The following is a 15,681-nucleotide window of genomic DNA, read 5'->3' as shown; positions in this document are numbered from 1 at the left end:
AAATCACTCGAAGTAGAATCCGGCGAACCGACTCCGCCGGAAAAACGAACAAGTGTTTCAACCTCCGTCGCCGACCTTCTCACATGAGCAAACACGGGACCGAGATACGCCTCGCCACGCGGGGGTCCGACCTCGCGCTTCGGCAGGCGGGCGAGGTGAAAGCCGCCCTGGAGGACCGGCGATTGGAGGTCGAACTCGTCGAAGTCGAGACCACCGGCGACGAGATCCAGGACGAACTCATCCACCGCCTCGGCAAGACCGGGGCGTTCGTTCGGAGTCTTGACGAGAAGGTGCTCGACGGCGAGTTGGACGGCGCGATCCACTCGATGAAGGACATGCCGACCGACAGCCCCGACGAGTTGGTGGTCGCGGCCATCCCCGAACGCGCCAGCGCAAACGACGTGCTCGTCACGCCCGACGGGAAGGAACTGGACGAACTCCCCGAGGGCGCGACCGTGGGGACTTCCAGCCTCCGGCGGAAGGCCCAACTGCTGAACCACCGCGACGACCTGAACGTCGAACCGCTCCGCGGGAACGTGGACACTCGCGCCGAGAAACTGCTCGCGCCCGCGCTCCAGCAGGAACACGAGAACCGGACCGAGGCCGAGAAGGAGAAGCAGTCGAACAAGGCGAAAGCCCAGAAGGGTCACAAAGTCGAGTACGAGGGCGAGTTCGACCGGACCGTCGAAGAGTGGTTCAACGACCTCGCCGAAATCGAGCGCCGGGCGCTGGAGCGAGAGGTCGAGACCGACTACGACGCCATCGTCCTCGCGCAGGCCGGACTCGAGCGGAGCGGTCTGGCCCACCACCTCGAATACGTCGAACTACCGAGTAGCGAGTTCGTCCCCGCGCCCGGACAGGGCGCACTCGCGGTGACGGCCCTCGACAGCGAACTCGCGGGCGACATCAACGCGGTCCTCGACCATCCCAGGACGCGGGTCGAGACGACCGTCGAGCGCACCATCCTCGCGGAGTTGGGCGGCGGATGCGTCGCACCCATCGGAGTCCACGGCCTGATTCAGGGCGAACACGTCCACGTGGACGTACAGGTGTTCTCCCAGGACGGCACGGAGGTCATCGAAGCCAGTCGGGACGTGCCGGTCGAGAATCACGTCTCGGCCGCCAAGGAGGTCGCTGCCGACCTCGCCGAGAAAGGAGCGGCCGACCTCATCGAGGCCGCGAAGGCCGACGAACCGCGGGAGGCCAAGCGCGAACAGGAGGAGACGAGCGAGGAATGACCAGCGACCGAACGAGCGACGGAGCGGGTCGAGACGACGCGAACCGGGGCGACGCGAATCGAGACGGGGCGGACCGAGACGGCACGAATCGGAACGTGCGGGTCGCCGTCTTCCGGCCCGACGACGAGCGACTCGCCGAGGCCGAGCAACTGCTGGACGCGCTGGGTGCCGAGACCGTCGCGGACCCGATGCTCGAAGTCCGGCCCACGGGCGACGCACCGCGCGACGGTGACTACGTGGTCCTGACGAGCAAGACCGGCGTCGAACTGGCCGCGGAGTCCGGATGGGACCCCGGCGAGAGCGTCGTCTGCGCCATCGGCGAGAGTACGGCCGACGCGCTCCGCGACGCGGGGTACGAGGTGGACGTCGTACCCGACGAGTTCACCTCGACCGGGTTGGTCGAAACCCTCGAAGACGAGGTGGCTGACGAGCGAGTCGAGGTCGCCCGGAGCGACCACGGAAGCGACGTCCTGACCGACGGCCTCGCCGACGCGGGAGCAGACGTAAACGAAACAGTGCTATATCAATTGGTCCGTCCCGAGGGGTCGGGCGAGTCCGCCGCGCTCGCGGCGGACGGGGACCTCGACGCCGCCGTCTTCACCTCGTCGCTGACGGTGACCCACTTCTTGGCGGCCGCCGCGGAGCGCGGGGTGCGAGACGACGCAATCGCGGGCCTGAACGACGCCGTGGTCGGCGCGATCGGCGACCCGACCCGCGAGACGGCCGAGTCCGAAGGTATCGAAGTAGACGTAGTGCCCGAGGTGGCCGACTTCGAGAAACTGGCGTGTGCGGCCGTGGAAGAGGCCGCGCCGACGTATCACGAGTAGCTCACTTTCGAGGTTACTGCGATTCGGCGTTCTACGTCGGTTTCACGAGTTGTCGCAGACCGTGGGACGCGCCGCGTTCGCGCCGATCGGCGCGAACGCGGCGGGGAGGTACGGGGCGCGGTTTCGGTGCTGTGCGGTCGCAGTGCCGTGCGGTGCCGTGCGAGTGCGGTATGATCGGCTCACGGGGGAGCTAGCTGCTTCGGATAAAGACAACTACACGAGTGTGAAACAAACTCATCTAGTTCTTAGACATAGAGGAATAATTACCATCGAAATGGAGTTACTTCTCTCGTACCTCGAGATACTTCGGCGGGACCGTATCTGTCGTGTACGTCCCCACGCCACGCTTTGCTATCTCCAACCCGTCCGCCATCATGCCCGCGGCATCCACTTCGAGGACCACCGGAGTCGCCGCGTGTCGCCGGCCCACCTCGCGGGCCTCGTCGGGCCTCCCCGAGAGGTGGACTTTCTGGCGGCCCATCGGCTTCAGTCCGTCCGAGCGAATCGCACTGAGACTGTCCGGGTCGGTGCCGTGGTAGAGTCGGTCGGGAATCTCGTCACCCTGGATTTCGCCACCCTCGCCCTCGCTTCCACCCTCGTCGAGATTCACGTCCACCGAGTGACCGTAGGCCGCCCGGATTCGATCTCCCTCGGATTCGAATCTCCCCTTCGGGTCGGTGGCGACCACCGCGTCGAGGTGGTCGCGCTCGGCCCAGTCGTATTTTTGCGACACGGCGTTCACGAGAACGTCGTAGTCGGTCCACCCGCGGCGGTCGAGTTCGAGTCCGGCATCTCCGGGGAAGTGCCGGAGCGCGCCGCTCCCCTTCCTGAATTGCACCAAATTTGCACCAAATATATGGGGGTGGCGTTAACAACGGTGTCATGTGAGCGAGAAAGAGCGGTTGCACGTTCAAGTTGAATCGGACGCTAAAGAGCGTTGGGACAGCTATGCAAAGGAAAACTCGAATGTGTCGAACCTCTCGCAGCTGGTCCGTCAAGCGATGGAGAAGGAAGTGCGGGGGGCACACGATACTGGTGGAGAGTCCTCTTCGCTTGAGACCGATGTCTCGGCGCGCTTCGCCGAAGTGATTGAGAAGTTGAACGAATTAAATGAGCGGATGGACGAGATCGCTGAACGTCAGGAGCGGCTTGAGCAGTACGCCGAGTACCAGCTTGACCGTCGGTCGTTCAGCAATCGGGTGCAGAAATTCGTTCCGCCTGCAAAGCCCCAGTCCGAACCGTGGAAGCGCGCTCGGGAAAATACCGACAAAGACATCGTCTGGAGCGGGCGGTTAGAACCCATCACAGAGCGAGTCCGTGACGATGCTCCCGAACTACGAGACATCCAACTCCAAGACGTTAGAGGCGAATTAGAGAGACTTGTCAACAACGAGGATAGCCCCATCGAACGGACGGAAGTTGACGGTACGACGCGGTACTATGTCCATAACGAGTATCGACAGTAACGATGTCTGAGACGGAACCATCCCTAAACTTCGATACGGTCAGGCAGGAGAACCGCCGTGTCATGGAGGCGTTCTGGGAGTACCTCGAACGCTTCGAGGGGGACTCGACCGAGGCACATCGCAAGCGGCACACCCGTCCCTTCCGTAACTGGTGTCAGGCGAACGACGTCCGTATTCTCGACCCGAAACGGTACGCCCTACGTGAGTTCCTTCAATCACTCAGCAACGATGGACACGCCGACAAGTATGTGATCTCGGCGAAAGATGCAGTCTCACAACTCTACAACTTCCTTCTCGACAATTCCGAACTCCTTGCTGACAAGCATAGTATTGACCGTGTCCCCATTGACGAGAATCCAATTCATGGGGTTATCACGGACCTTGATATTGATAGTTCCCCAAAGAAAGCGAAAGCGACACGTCAGGACATCGTTGCCCTGGCCAAAGACGAAGCGGAGCAGTTGGTGAAACGCGAGAACATGCCTGACCCAAAGGTCCGAAACGAGTTACTGATTCGCCTTCTCATTCAGACAGGGATTCGGGCAGGGGAAGCGACACTAATCCGTATTGACGATATTGAACGCGCTCCTGAGCGGCGTATCCGAATCCGTGGGGAGAAGACCAAGGAGAATCGTTCAGTCTTCTATCAGCCGAGTCTCGACCCTCTCTTGGAGCAGTGGATTGACCGTGGTCTTCGCGCCGCATACCCGAAGGCGAACGAATCTGACCGTCTATTCATCTCTCATAAATCGGGTAAACTGACCCAGAAGGCCATCACCGAGATCGTACGGACGGCGGCAGAGAACGCAGGGATTCAGGAAGTGATGTATGAGAACGCACAGGGTCACGATATGCACCGTGTCACCCCTCACACCCTTCGACACACCTTCGCTCGACTATGGGTGGAAGACGGCGGGGACATCGCTCGCCTTGCTCGTCTCATGGGTCACACGACCGACGATGGCTCACCTAACCTTGAGACGACACGGAAGTACCTCCGAGCCTTCGGTGACGATGCCCTTCGGGAAGCGGCATTGAACCATGCCCCCTCTCTCGGGGGTAACTGAGAACCTTTGATCCTCGCATCCCTCCGTTCTCTTTGTGGCTACCCTTGGGGTTGACCGTCGAAGACCCATTCCTCCGACCTTTGTCACGCAGTAGGATGGTTGTGAGCCTATGGCAACTGCATTGGCGGAATGGGACGCGAACGGGTCTTGCACCCCGAGCGACCGACCGCTGTTTCATTGTCGTTGCTATAGCTGTTGAGAGGAAATACGTGGTACATCTCGGTCACAAAGTCAGCACCGATTAGTGAATACAAATATTCTCTCAGCTAACTCATAAATACTATTACCTGTGACAATATGAAGGGCACATTATGCAGGAACTTATTCTACGGATTATAGCAATTGCACTTTCCGTTTCGATTGCGCTCACTCCGTGGTGGTACCCGAACCATTCACCTTTTGTACGACGTGTATTGGTTGGGATTGAAACACTTCAAACACCTCGCGTTACTGAGGATGATATTGAGGCGGGCTACATTGAACAAGGGGAGAAAGGATTTTCCCAAGTTGAGAAGGCAGCAGAGGCAGCGTACGGGCTTTACGGAGATGTGGAACGTATCTGGTTGGTTTGCGGTCCTCCACCCAGTATTACCGATTTTGCTGGCCTCAATCAGGAACTTGGCGGATTTGGCGATAATGGCCTTGTTTATGCTGAGCAATCGAATGGAGAAACGATACGACTACGATATCGAGCGGGAGGCCCACAGCAGACTCGTCGCTTAGAAGACCTCCATGCTGGTGCTGCTCACGTAGCACAACAGCGGGGGCAAAAACTCACAAGTGGTCTCGCTATTCTTTGGGCTACAGTCATGATAGTAGTCGTGGTCCTGTAGATTCCTAAAATGACACTATGCGCGGCCCTATCGCCGACATGATGCATACTATCCTTCCGTCGACCTCTGTCCTTGTTATGAGGCGGATAAGCGGCGCATGAAGCGACTTCAGAAGCGGGGTAATGAATGAGTCTCGGAAATTCGAGATGCCGATTTGACGGCACTGTGCGTGGTTCTCGTCGCTTTCACGCACCACTGTCTCTACTTCGATGGCTTTGACTCGACTTCTCAGGACTACAGTATCGCCGACGCCACTTTACACGCGCGGGCGTTACACTGGCGCTCCCCGGACCACCGTAGTCAGGCCGTATGACCGTAGTTAGGCGCGGACAGCATCGTAGTGAGACGCCAAGTGACCATCGTCACAGGCAACCCACCATCCTTTATTTGTTTCCTTCCTCCCTTACATATAGTTGACAATATTAAATCATGGTTTATCATGCGCGAAACATGGCAGTGTCGTTGACAACGTCGCCCTCGGGACTGTTCGGCATCTTTGCCCCGCGAGTCGGGTACTCTGGGTAATTGGTGATCCGTCTTGACGGCCATCTATGGTTGACTGCCGTCACGCGGACGGTTGTCCCCCGTGACCGCCGTCTTCCCCGTGCTGTGGCGATGCTCCTGTAACGACCGCGATTGTGAACCCCTCCCCGATTTCCACTACCCCTGTCGAGAGGGGCACTCTAATTTTGACGGGAGTGGGAGAGTCCCATTCGGCTCCTATCTCCAAGGGGTACGTCTCTATACTTTGGACAAGTCTGGTGCAAATACAAGAACGGAGCGCGCCGCTGACGAACTTCGAGAGTCTGCGTCTGCGCTCGCCGGAGAGGACTCTTTCGGTTGGGTGTCCGCACTCGGGGCACTTCGGGTCCGCGTCCTCCGGTGCGGTCGTGAAACCGTGGTCCGGGCAGCGGAAAACGGGGTCGGTCACGGTCGTCGGCGGTTCGTAAGTCGTGTCGTCGGAAAGGTCTCTCGGCAGTACGCGATGATTGGGAATCTCGAGTCTGTGATTCGGAATAGGGTGACGGTGAAATAGAAGCTAGCTACCCCTCGAACCACGGAGTCCCCACACCGCACGACACCGCTTACGAACCGCCGCACCGCAACCGCGGACCTCACGCCTCCCCAACCTCCTCGCTCGTCCCTCGCGCGCATGGGCGCGACTTCAAACCACGAAGTCGCGCCAGCGCGCGCCGAGTAGTAGGAGACCAATCCGGTCACGGATACCCACTTTCCCGTTCATAGCGACCCGCATCCGAGCGTGCGGAGCCAGAGTTTATAAGCGATAGCGACCTACCTCCGGCCGAATGGCTTCCGCTGGTCCAGTCCCCGCTCTCGCAGAGCGCGCCGCCGCGTGCGCCGACCGCCTGCGAGACGCCGACGAGGTGTTGCTCGCGTCCCACATCGACGCCGACGGGCTGACGAGCGCCGCAATCGCGTCGTCGGCGCTCGAACGCGCGGGCATCCCCTTCGAGACCGTCTTCAGCAAGCAGTTGGACGCCGAGGAGATCGCGTCGATTGCGGCGACCGACTACGAGACGGTGCTGTTCACCGACTTCGGGAGCGGCCAGTTGGACGTCATCGCCGACCACGAGGCCGCGGGCGAGTTCACGCCGGTCATCGCCGACCACCACCAGCCGGCAGAGCCGGACACCGATTTTCACCTGAATCCGCTCCTGTTCGACATCGACGGCTCGTCGGAGCTCTCGGGCGCGGGCGCGGCGTACGTCCTCGCACGCGCGCTGGAACCGAGCGAGACCGACAACCGCGACTTGGCCGCGCTCGCGGTGGTGGGCGCGGTCGGCGACATGCAGACGACCGACGGCGAACTCGTGGGCGCGAACGAGTCCATCGTCGAGGAGGGCAAAGCGGCGGGCGTCGTGGAGACGACGACCGACCTGTCGATGTACGGCAAGCAGACCCGGCCGCTCCCCAAGATGCTGGAGTACGCCAGCGACACCCGCATCCCCGGCATCACCAACAACGAGAGCGGTGCCCTCCGATTCCTCGACGGTCTCGACGTGACGCTCAAAGACGAGGACGGCGAGTGGCGGTGCTGGGTGGACCTGACCGAGAGCGAACGCAGTACGGTCTCGAACGCGCTCTTCCAGCACGCCGTCTCTCGGGGGGTTAGCTCCGACCGCATCGACAGGCTGTTCGGCACGGCCTACACCCTCGCCGACGAACCCGAAGGGACGGAACTCCGAGACGTGAGCGAGTTCTCCACCCTCCTGAACGCGACGGCGCGCTACGAGCGCGCCGACGTGGGACTCGCGGTCTGTCTGGGCAACCGCGACGGCGCGCTCCAACAGGCCCGGACGCTCCTCTCGAACCATCGAAAGAACCTCTCGCAGGGCCTCCAACGCGTCAAACGCGAGGGCGTCACCCGCGAGGAGAACCTCCAGTGGTTCCACGCCGGAGACGAGATCCGAGAGACCATCGTGGGCATCGTCGCCGGGATGGCGGTCGGTTCGGACGGGATCGAACGCGGGACGCCGATCGTCGCCTTCGCCGAGAAGACCGACGACGGCGAGGAGGTGACGGAGGTGAAGGTCTCGGCGCGCGCCACGCCCTCGTTGACCCGGCGGGGACTCGACCTCTCGGTCGTGATGCGCGAGGCCTCGCAAGCGGTCGGCGGCGACGGCGGCGGGCACAACGTCGCCGCCGGCGCGACGGTGCCGAAAGGGACCGAGGAGGAGTTCGTCGAACGCGCCGACGAACTCGTGGGCGAGCAGTTGGGCTGACGAGCGCTGAAGACGCGGCGTCGGCAGTCGTGTGAGTCGCCGGAGAACGACGTATCAGAAGAACTGTTTCACGAAGAGGGGAGTCCGGAGGGTACGTCAGCACGGAATCACTTCGGAGCGACCGCCACGACACCGATTTCGAGATTCTAAGCCGAGAGCTATCGACTCGACGCCGAATCGTACTGTCGTCCGAACGGCTAGAGGCGGATGAAAGAGGAATTGATATAGCTCTCTCTAGTTTATTACTCGCTTCGGCACGAACTGCACCAGCTGTCGAAAACCCTTCGAGATGCGCGAGGTCTACCAGTACGCCCGTTTTCCGGAGCGAGCTGGGCCAACACCGTCGGTGTGACTACCGTTCGTCGTCGGAGACGCGACGTTCGAGAATCCGTGACCGACTGCGGAGGAGCGTGGTCAGGTGGTCGGCGTCCTCGAAGACGGTCAGTTCTCCGTTCGGCAGTCGCTCGGCGACCCGACGGGCGTCGTCCACCGGCACGTTCGCGTCTCGCCCGCCGTGCCACAGGCGAACCGGGTGGTCTATCTCCGCGAGCGAGAAGTCCCACTCCCGCGCCAACAGGCGGAGTTCCGTCACCGCTCCGCTCCGACGACGCTCGAACCCCGCGACGAAATCCCGCTTGACGAGTTCGGCCACCTCGTCGGGTATCTCCGCCCGCCCGTCTTCGGTCGCATATTGCGAGACGACGACGGAGGGTGGCGCACGCTCGGCGAGCCACGTTTGACCCCTGAACAGTCCCCTCAGAAGTCGCGGCGTCGTCCGAGCGAACAGTCCGAGGAGACGCTGGACCCTCGGCGTGTCGTTCGAGAGAGACGGCGGAGTCGCTCCCGAGACCACGTCGATTTCGCTGACTAACTCCCCGCGCGTAGCGGCGAGCGCGAGCGCGAACGCGCCGCCGCCGGAGAAACCGACGACGCGAGCGCGCGAGACGCCCGCGTCGTCCAGCATCGCGGCCACGAACTCCCCGGTGTCGGTCGGCGTCCGGTCGGGCCACGGGGATGACTTCCCGTAGCCTGGCCGGTCGGGCGCGAGGAGACGAGTTCCGTTCCGGCGCGCGCACTCGTCGAACAGTCGCCCGAGGACGCGCGAGCCCGGAGTCCCGTGAAGGAACACGACCGGCCTCCCGTCCGGAATGCCGTACTCGGCGTACGAGACGCTGCGTCCCTCGTCGACCGAAACGGTCCGCGTGCCCGCGTCGTCGGACGACTCTCCACTCGCTCGCTCGGACAGCGCGTTCGTCATTACCGATTGCTTCTCGGGCGAGCGGAGAAAGTACACTGCCGGACTGATGCGGTCTTTTATTTGTCCGTCGGCGCTCGGGGTCCGTATGAAACGAGTCTCGTTCGCGGCGACCTATCCGGACGAGTTGGCGCACCCGATGCACCGCCGAATCGTGGAGAGTAGCGAAGTCTCGCGCGTAGAACTGCTGATGTGGGGTCCGATGTCCACGGTGACGACGCTGACGTGGTTCGACGCGGGTCCGGACGCCGTGGCGGACGTGCTGGATTCGGTCGAGACCGTCACCACGACCCACCTCGTGGCGGGAAACGACGGAACGTACGCGTTCGTCCATCAGACCGACTACGAGTTCGAGTCGTCCCTGCTCGAACTCGTCTCGCAGTCGAAGGTGGTGTTCCTCCCGCCGGTCACGTTCCACGACACCGGAATCGCCCGGTTCGAGGCGGTCGGCGAGTCCGATTACATGGGCGAATTCTACGCCAGACTGAGCGACCTGCTCGACGCGACCATCGAGAGCGTCCACGACTTCCGGCGAGGGCCGTCGGCCGCGAACGTCACGGACCGCCAGCGCAACGCGCTGGAGGCGGCGGTCGCCGTCGGCTACTACGAGGTTCCACGGTCGGGAGCGGTCGAAGACGTCGCGGCGGAACTCGACTGTGCCGCCAGCAACGCGGGTGAACTCCTTCGAAAGGCCGAGTCCGCGGTCGTAACCGCGTTCGTCCGAGAAGGTTGACGGACCTCGGTCTGGGAAGCCATCCCGGACGTATCGATACGGTCGTTCGTCGCCGGGCGGCGAAGGCTCGGCGAGACCGAGAGCCTCGCACCGCCCAACTTTTATTCGCTCTCGTCCAACTCCGGCACATGACCGACTTCGACCCCGAGAAGTTCGAGGACAAGTACGCCAACTACTTCAACGAACTCCAGAAGGCGTACAAGAACGCGTTCAACCGACTCAACGACAAGTACGACTCCGAACTCATCCACGCCATCGACCAGCAGATCCTGAACGAGAGCGAACCCTTCTACGAGGGCGACGGCGAGTTCCGCGTCGAACTCCCGGAGAATCCGGTCGAGCGCGTGCAGGGCATCGTCGTCAAGGACGAGAAGGTCGAGGAGATGCTCGACATCTACGTCGAGGAGATAGAGACCCAACTGCGGCGGGTGTTCGGTTTCGAGAGTTAGAGTAGGTCGGCGACGAGATAGGTTCCACGATGCGGTTCGAGTACGTCGACGTCGTGAGTCCGGTCGCGTTCGGCTAGCGTCGACGTCGGCCGAACGCGACTGTGCGGAAAGCCGAAACGCGAGTGCGTCGAACGCCGGTCAGCGAGTTCGAGTCGGCGAATTTCCGTTTTCCTCGTCGAAGCTTCGCTGAACCGTCCCGGGATGACCAGCTAGGGGAAGTCTCCCCGGACAGACGTGATAAATACTATTACGCTATATCGAATCGATCGTATTCCGGTTCGACGAGTGCGAGCGAGGATGCCCGGTGGTAGTGCGCCCGAGCGCCTCAGAGGGTGAATCGGCGAGTTTCAGTCCTTGCTCGCCGAACGAACTGGGGAACGAACCAAAGGCCTAAGACTTCCCGAACCCAACCTCGTAGCATGAGCACCGAAACTCAGGACGAAGGGGACGACCTCGAGGAGCGCGTCAGCAACTTCCTGCGACGCAACTTCCCGCAGATTCAGATGCACGGGGGAAGCGCGGCTATCCAGAACATCGACCGCGAGACCGGAGAAGTTCACATCCAGTTGGGCGGTGCGTGCAGTGGCTGTGGCATCTCGCCGATGACGATTCAGGCCATCAAGAGCCGGATGGTCAAGGAGATTCCCGAAATCGAGACGGTCCACGCCGACACCGGTATGGACGGCGGAGGCGGTCACGGCGGCGGCATGAGTCCGTCGTTCCCCGGCGAGACGACCGACGACGACGGCGACGACGACGAAGGTCCGCAGGCTCCGTTCTAAGTCCGGATTTCTCCTCTCGAAATGACGTAATTCTTCCCATAGAACGCGGCTAACATCAGGATATTTATCCCGCCCCGGATTGGACGGTACTGGTATGACTAACGACGCCTCTGCGGGGAACGTCGTCTTCGTGGTCATGGACACGGTTCGCAAGAGCCACCTTTCGGTCTATGGCTACGACCGGCCGACGACGCCCGGCTTGGAGCGGTTCGCCGACGAGGCGGCCGTCTTCGAGCAGGCAGTCGCCCCCGCACCGTGGACGCTCCCAGTTCACGCCTCCCTGTTCACCGGAATGTACCCGAGCGAACACGGCGCGAGTCAGGAGAACCCGTATCTGGAAGGCGCGACGACACTCGCCGAATCGCTGTCGGGCGCGGGCTACGAGACGGCCTGCTACTCCTCGAACGCGTGGATAACACCCTACACGCATCTCACCGACGGCTTCGACGACCAGGACAACTTCTTCGAGGTGATGCCCGGCGACCTGCTGTCGGGACCGCTAGCGAAGGCGTGGAAGGCGATGAACGACAACGAGTCGCTCCGGAAAGTCGCCGACTGGCTAGTGTCGGTCGGTAACAAGATTCACGAGTACACGGCCTCCGGTGAAGGTGCGGACTCGAAGACTCCGCAGGTCATCGACCGGACGATGGAGTTCATCGACGACGCCGACGACGACTACTTCGCGTTCATCAACCTGATGGACGCCCACCTGCCGTACCACCCGCCGGAGGAATACAAGCAGAAGTTCGCGCCCGGCGTCGATTCCACCGAGGTCTGCCAGAACTCCAAGGAGTACAACTGCGGGGCCCGCGACATCTCCGACGACGAGTGGGAGGCGATCGAAGGGCTGTACGACGCCGAGATTCGCCACATCGACGCCCAACTCCAGCGCCTCTTCTCGTGGATGCAGGACAACGGCGAGTGGGAAGACACGATGGTCGTCGTCTGCGCCGACCACGGCGAACTCCACGGCGAACACGACCTCTACGGCCACGAGTTCTGCATCTACGACCCCCTCGTCAACGTCCCGTTGATGGTCAAGCACCCCGAGATGGAGTCGGGCACGCGCGAGGACCAGCAGGTCGAACTGATGGACCTCTATCACACCGTGCTGGACCACACCGGAGTCGACGCCGAGCGCTCGACGGTACCCCTCGACCGGACGCGCTCGCTCCTCTCGGCCGACTATCGGGACTTTGCGGAAGGAGACTACGCCTTCGTGGAGTACTACCGGCCGGTCGTGGAACTGAAGCAGTTAGAGCAGAAGGCCAACGACGCTGGCATCGAATTGGACACCGACTCGCGGTTCTACTCCCGGATGCGGGCCGCACGCCGACCCGACGCCAAGTACATCCGCAACGAGCGCATCGGAGACGAGTTCTATCACCTCGATTCGGACCCCGGCGAGACGGCGAACGCCCGCGGCGACGGCAGCGACGAGGAGGTCGAACTCGAAGGCGCGCTCTCGGAGTTCGAGGAGGGCGTCGGCGGCGAGTGGAAGGAAGTCGAGGACGACGACGTGCTGGACGACATGAGCGACGACGCGAAGGACCGCCTGCAGGACCTCGGCTACATCGACTGACCGCCCAGTCCGCTACGGGCGACACCGAGGGTGCTATTCAGCTATCGAGCTTTTCGGACAGTACTATGATGTTTTTAGAAATGAACACCCGTTCTAAAGCAACGTAGAGTTAGGTTAGTAGGGTCTGTGTCTATAGCCGAGGAATGCCGAGTGCTGAATCGCCCGGTTACGCGGCGTCTACCCCGACGATGCTCACGACGCCGCCGCCGATTGCGATGGGCACCCAGTAGATAGCGCCCCGGAAGATGATGACGGCGGCTAGGGCGGTTCCCGAACTGACCCCGGCACCGGGAAGGCTGGACAGCAGTCCGACCAGTACCGCTTCGATGCCGCCCGCACCGCCCGGAAGCGGCGTGACCCCGGCGATAGCACCCACCGGCACGACGAACAGCAACACGGAGAACGGTATCGGTGAACCGATAGCCACGAACGCCAGCCACAGGGCGACCATCTGGAACACCCACCCGGCCGTCGAAGCGGCGAGCGTGAGGGTCAGTCCCCGCCGGTTCGTCGCCACGCGCTCTATGGAGTCGAAGAACTCGCCGACGCGCGTGTCGATCTTCTCACGACTGAGCGACACGTCGATGGGAGCGAATCGGCTGACCTGTTCGAGTACCGGCGCGAGTATCTTCGAGATGGCCCGCCGAACCAACGCCCGGTTTCGCCACCCGAGAAACCCGAGGACCGGAACTGCGACCGAGAGGACGACGATGGCCGTCGTCGCGAGTCGGAGTCGCCGACCGAACGAGGTCTGGGTCGCGTAGAACGCCGCACCCGTCAGCGAGAGGACGATAGACGGAACGAAGTTGAGCGAATCGACGCTCGCGATAGCCGCCAGACCGCGCTCGTACTCCGTGTTCGCTACCTTCGAGATGAGCAACGCCGTGACCGGTTCGCCGCCCGCCTGCCCGAAGGGCGTGACGTTGTTCGAGAACATCGCACCGTTCAGGATGAAGAACGACTTTGCGAACGATACGTCGACGCCGAGCACGTTGAGGACGGTTCGGAGGCCGAACCCCCACGCGGCGAGCCAGCCGAGCGTGACCAGAACGATGAGTGCGACCGTCCTCGTGTCGGCTCTGCGAATCTCCTGAACGAATCCCTCTACACCGACGAAATGCAGCAGAAGACCGAGTATCGCAAACGTACCGAGAAACCCGAGAACTGTGGTACGTAACTGCGCGCCGTTCATAGACTATGCTGACTGCCGCCACTAATCAGTATGTCGGAATCTCCACTCGGGGCGGAGTACAGAAAGGAGAACCTAAAGAAACACGCGGGAGCGTGCTTCGGGGAAACGTCTCGTGTGTCCGCAAGACGGGCCCGAGTTCAACTTTGCTGGCGGTCCTCCACGTGGTCTTCCTCCCACGCGCGCAGGAGGTTCGCCAGCGTCCGGTTGACGGGGACCGGAACGGCGTCTGCCGTCTCGCGTGCGCTCGCGCGGGCGACGACGTATCCGTTGATGGCCTCGGCTTCGGTCCGGCGGTCGGCCAGCACGTCCTGGTGCATCGAAGACGTGTTCGCGGCCGTGTCTTCGGCGACGCGCTCGACGGCCCGAACTGCCGCCTCGTCCGCCAGTTCGACGCCCTCGGCGCGAGCGACGCGGGCGGTCTCTCGTGCTGCGTCGGCGGCGACCTCGCGGGCAGGACCGTCGAGGAGCGCGCCGTTCTCGACGCGAGCCAGCGCCGTGGTCGCGTTGATGCCCGCGTTGACCGCCAACTTCTCCCAGAGCCGGTAGGGCATGTCGTCGGCGACGGTGGTCTCGACGCCCGCGCTGCGGAAGGCCCGGCCCACCGCGTCGGCCGTCTCGGAGGTGCCGCCCTCGCGCGGACCGAGGACGACCTCGCCGCGGCCGGTACACTCGACTTCGCCCGGGTTCCGGAGGACCGCACCGTAGGTCGCGGTCCCTGCGAGGACGGGACAGTCGAGAGAGTCGGCGAGAGCCTCCTCGTTGCCCATCCCGTTCTGGAGCGAGAGCGCGGCGTCGAACTCGCCGGTAGCCAGCGTCTCGGCCGCGTCCTCGGTGTCGAACGCCTTGACCGTCACCACCGCGAGGTCGGCCGCGAGACCGGTCCCGTCGGTGGTCGCCGCGGGCCGGGCCTCGAAGTCGAACCGCCCGCCGACCCGCAGACCCGACTCGCACACGGCCGCGACGTGGGGGTCGCGCCCGACCAGCGTGACCGCGTGGTCGCGGGCGAGCAGGCCCCCGACGAGGCTTCCGAGGCTCCCCGCGCCGAACACGACGATATCCATGTCTGCTCGTCGGGGTTGCGGGTAGAAAAATCGGTGCGTCTCGGCGTCGTCAGTCCTCGGTCCAGTACATCAGGGCTTCCTTGGGTTCGCCGCAGTTGGGGCACTCGTCGGGGATGCCCTCGTCTATCTCGCCCATCTCGCCGCACTCGGTACACCGCCACATCAGTTCGCCCTCGCCGAACTCGTGGCCCGAGCGGGAGTGTTCGACGCTCAGGCTCTCTACGCCCTCCCGAGTCGAGACGAAGAAGCCGCCCTTCTCCAGCCCCCGGATGTTGCCGAGCTTCTCGCCGTTCTCGTCGTAGACGGTCTGGCCGAAATCGACCGACATCGCTTCTTCGACCGCTTCTACGTCTCCGTCGTTCTCCGCGGGTTGCTCCCCGTGTCCACTCATGGTCAAGAGTACGGCGTCGGGAGTGATAAAGCTCGTCGCCGATTCGCCGAGGGGAGTGATT

15 protein-coding genes are annotated in these 15,681 nt (G+C 62.8%); 10 read left to right on the top strand and 5 right to left on the bottom strand.

Annotated elements, in window-relative coordinates; translation table 11 throughout:
- The first annotated feature begins 83 nt into the window (after window positions 1–83).
- Both hemC and E2484_RS04830 read left to right on the top strand, forming a co-directional pair.
- Window positions 84–1,238 (top strand): hydroxymethylbilane synthase, encoded by a 1,155-nt coding sequence (hemC, locus tag E2484_RS04835; RefSeq protein ID WP_137284113.1) that lies wholly within the window; start codon window positions 84–86, stop codon window positions 1,236–1,238.
- On the top strand, window positions 1,235–2,065 hold the full coding sequence (locus tag E2484_RS04830) for a uroporphyrinogen-III synthase (RefSeq protein WP_137284112.1): 831 nt from the start codon (window positions 1,235–1,237) through the stop codon (window positions 2,063–2,065). Before hemC ends, E2484_RS04830 begins: the two co-directional genes overlap by 4 nt.
- A gap of 280 nt (window positions 2,066–2,345) precedes the next feature.
- On the opposite strand, the gene E2484_RS04825 is transcribed toward E2484_RS04830, so the two are convergent.
- A complete protein-coding gene (locus E2484_RS04825) occupies window positions 2,346–2,903 on the bottom strand; it encodes an RNA 2'-phosphotransferase (protein ID WP_321111840.1) in 558 nt (185 codons plus the stop codon).
- Between the two features lie 46 nt (window positions 2,904–2,949).
- On the opposite strand from E2484_RS04825, the gene E2484_RS04820 reads away from it, so the two are divergent.
- The 4 genes from E2484_RS04820 to E2484_RS04800 all read left to right on the top strand — a co-directional run bounded on the left by E2484_RS04820 (window position 2,950) and on the right by E2484_RS04800 (window position 8,175).
- Complete coding sequence (locus E2484_RS04820; RefSeq protein WP_137284110.1) at window positions 2,950–3,531, top strand: hypothetical protein; 582 nt, start codon at window positions 2,950–2,952, stop codon at window positions 3,529–3,531.
- Between the two features lie 2 nt (window positions 3,532–3,533).
- Window positions 3,534–4,598 (top strand): tyrosine-type recombinase/integrase, encoded by a 1,065-nt coding sequence (locus E2484_RS04815; RefSeq protein WP_137284109.1) that lies wholly within the window; start codon window positions 3,534–3,536, stop codon window positions 4,596–4,598.
- Between the two features lie 311 nt (window positions 4,599–4,909).
- Window positions 4,910–5,431, top strand: coding sequence for a hypothetical protein (locus tag E2484_RS04810; protein ID WP_137284108.1), 522 nt, complete (start codon window positions 4,910–4,912; stop codon window positions 5,429–5,431).
- A 1,307-nt stretch (window positions 5,432–6,738) separates the two neighbouring features.
- Window positions 6,739–8,175: a DHHA1 domain-containing protein gene (locus E2484_RS04800; protein ID WP_137284107.1), complete on the top strand. Its 1,437-nt coding sequence runs from the start codon at window positions 6,739–6,741 to the stop codon at window positions 8,173–8,175.
- Between the two features lie 352 nt (window positions 8,176–8,527).
- On the opposite strand, the gene E2484_RS04795 is transcribed toward E2484_RS04800, so the two are convergent.
- Complete coding sequence (locus tag E2484_RS04795) at window positions 8,528–9,433, bottom strand: alpha/beta fold hydrolase (protein ID WP_137284106.1); 906 nt, start codon at window positions 9,431–9,433, stop codon at window positions 8,528–8,530.
- A gap of 85 nt (window positions 9,434–9,518) precedes the next feature.
- Between E2484_RS04795 and E2484_RS04790 the strand changes: the two genes are divergently transcribed.
- From E2484_RS04790 to E2484_RS04775, 4 genes are all read left to right on the top strand, one after another.
- Window positions 9,519–10,163, top strand: a complete 645-nt coding sequence (locus tag E2484_RS04790) for a helix-turn-helix domain-containing protein (protein ID WP_137284105.1) — start codon at window positions 9,519–9,521, stop codon at window positions 10,161–10,163.
- 128 nt (window positions 10,164–10,291) lie between these two features.
- Entirely contained in the window at window positions 10,292–10,612 is a 321-nt protein-coding gene (locus tag E2484_RS04785; protein WP_137284104.1) for a DUF5783 family protein, read from the top strand.
- 419 nt (window positions 10,613–11,031) lie between these two features.
- Window positions 11,032–11,394: a NifU family protein gene (locus E2484_RS04780; protein ID WP_137284103.1), complete on the top strand. Its 363-nt coding sequence runs from the start codon at window positions 11,032–11,034 to the stop codon at window positions 11,392–11,394.
- A gap of 94 nt (window positions 11,395–11,488) precedes the next feature.
- The gene (locus E2484_RS04775; protein WP_137284102.1) at window positions 11,489–12,976 is read left to right on the top strand and encodes a sulfatase; all 1,488 of its coding nucleotides are present in this window, start codon (window positions 11,489–11,491) and stop codon (window positions 12,974–12,976) included.
- A gap of 166 nt (window positions 12,977–13,142) precedes the next feature.
- On the opposite strand, the gene E2484_RS04770 is transcribed toward E2484_RS04775, so the two are convergent.
- The 3 genes from E2484_RS04770 to E2484_RS04760 form a co-directional block, all read right to left on the bottom strand.
- Window positions 13,143–14,168 (bottom strand): lysylphosphatidylglycerol synthase transmembrane domain-containing protein, encoded by a 1,026-nt coding sequence (locus E2484_RS04770; protein ID WP_137284101.1) that lies wholly within the window; start codon window positions 14,166–14,168, stop codon window positions 13,143–13,145.
- Window positions 14,169–14,305: 137 nt separating this feature from the next.
- A complete protein-coding gene (locus E2484_RS04765) occupies window positions 14,306–15,229 on the bottom strand; it encodes a ketopantoate reductase family protein (protein ID WP_137284100.1) in 924 nt (307 codons plus the stop codon).
- A 49-nt stretch (window positions 15,230–15,278) separates the two neighbouring features.
- A complete protein-coding gene (locus E2484_RS04760; protein ID WP_137284099.1) occupies window positions 15,279–15,620 on the bottom strand; it encodes a DUF7130 family rubredoxin-like protein in 342 nt (113 codons plus the stop codon).
- Window positions 15,621–15,681 lie beyond the last annotated feature (61 nt).

It is taken from the genome of Halorussus salinisoli (assembly GCA_005239435.1).
In the GTDB taxonomy this organism is placed as follows: domain Archaea; phylum Halobacteriota; class Halobacteria; order Halobacteriales; family Haladaptataceae; genus Halorussus; species Halorussus salinisoli.
This window is presented reverse-complemented; position numbering and strand designations above follow the sequence as displayed.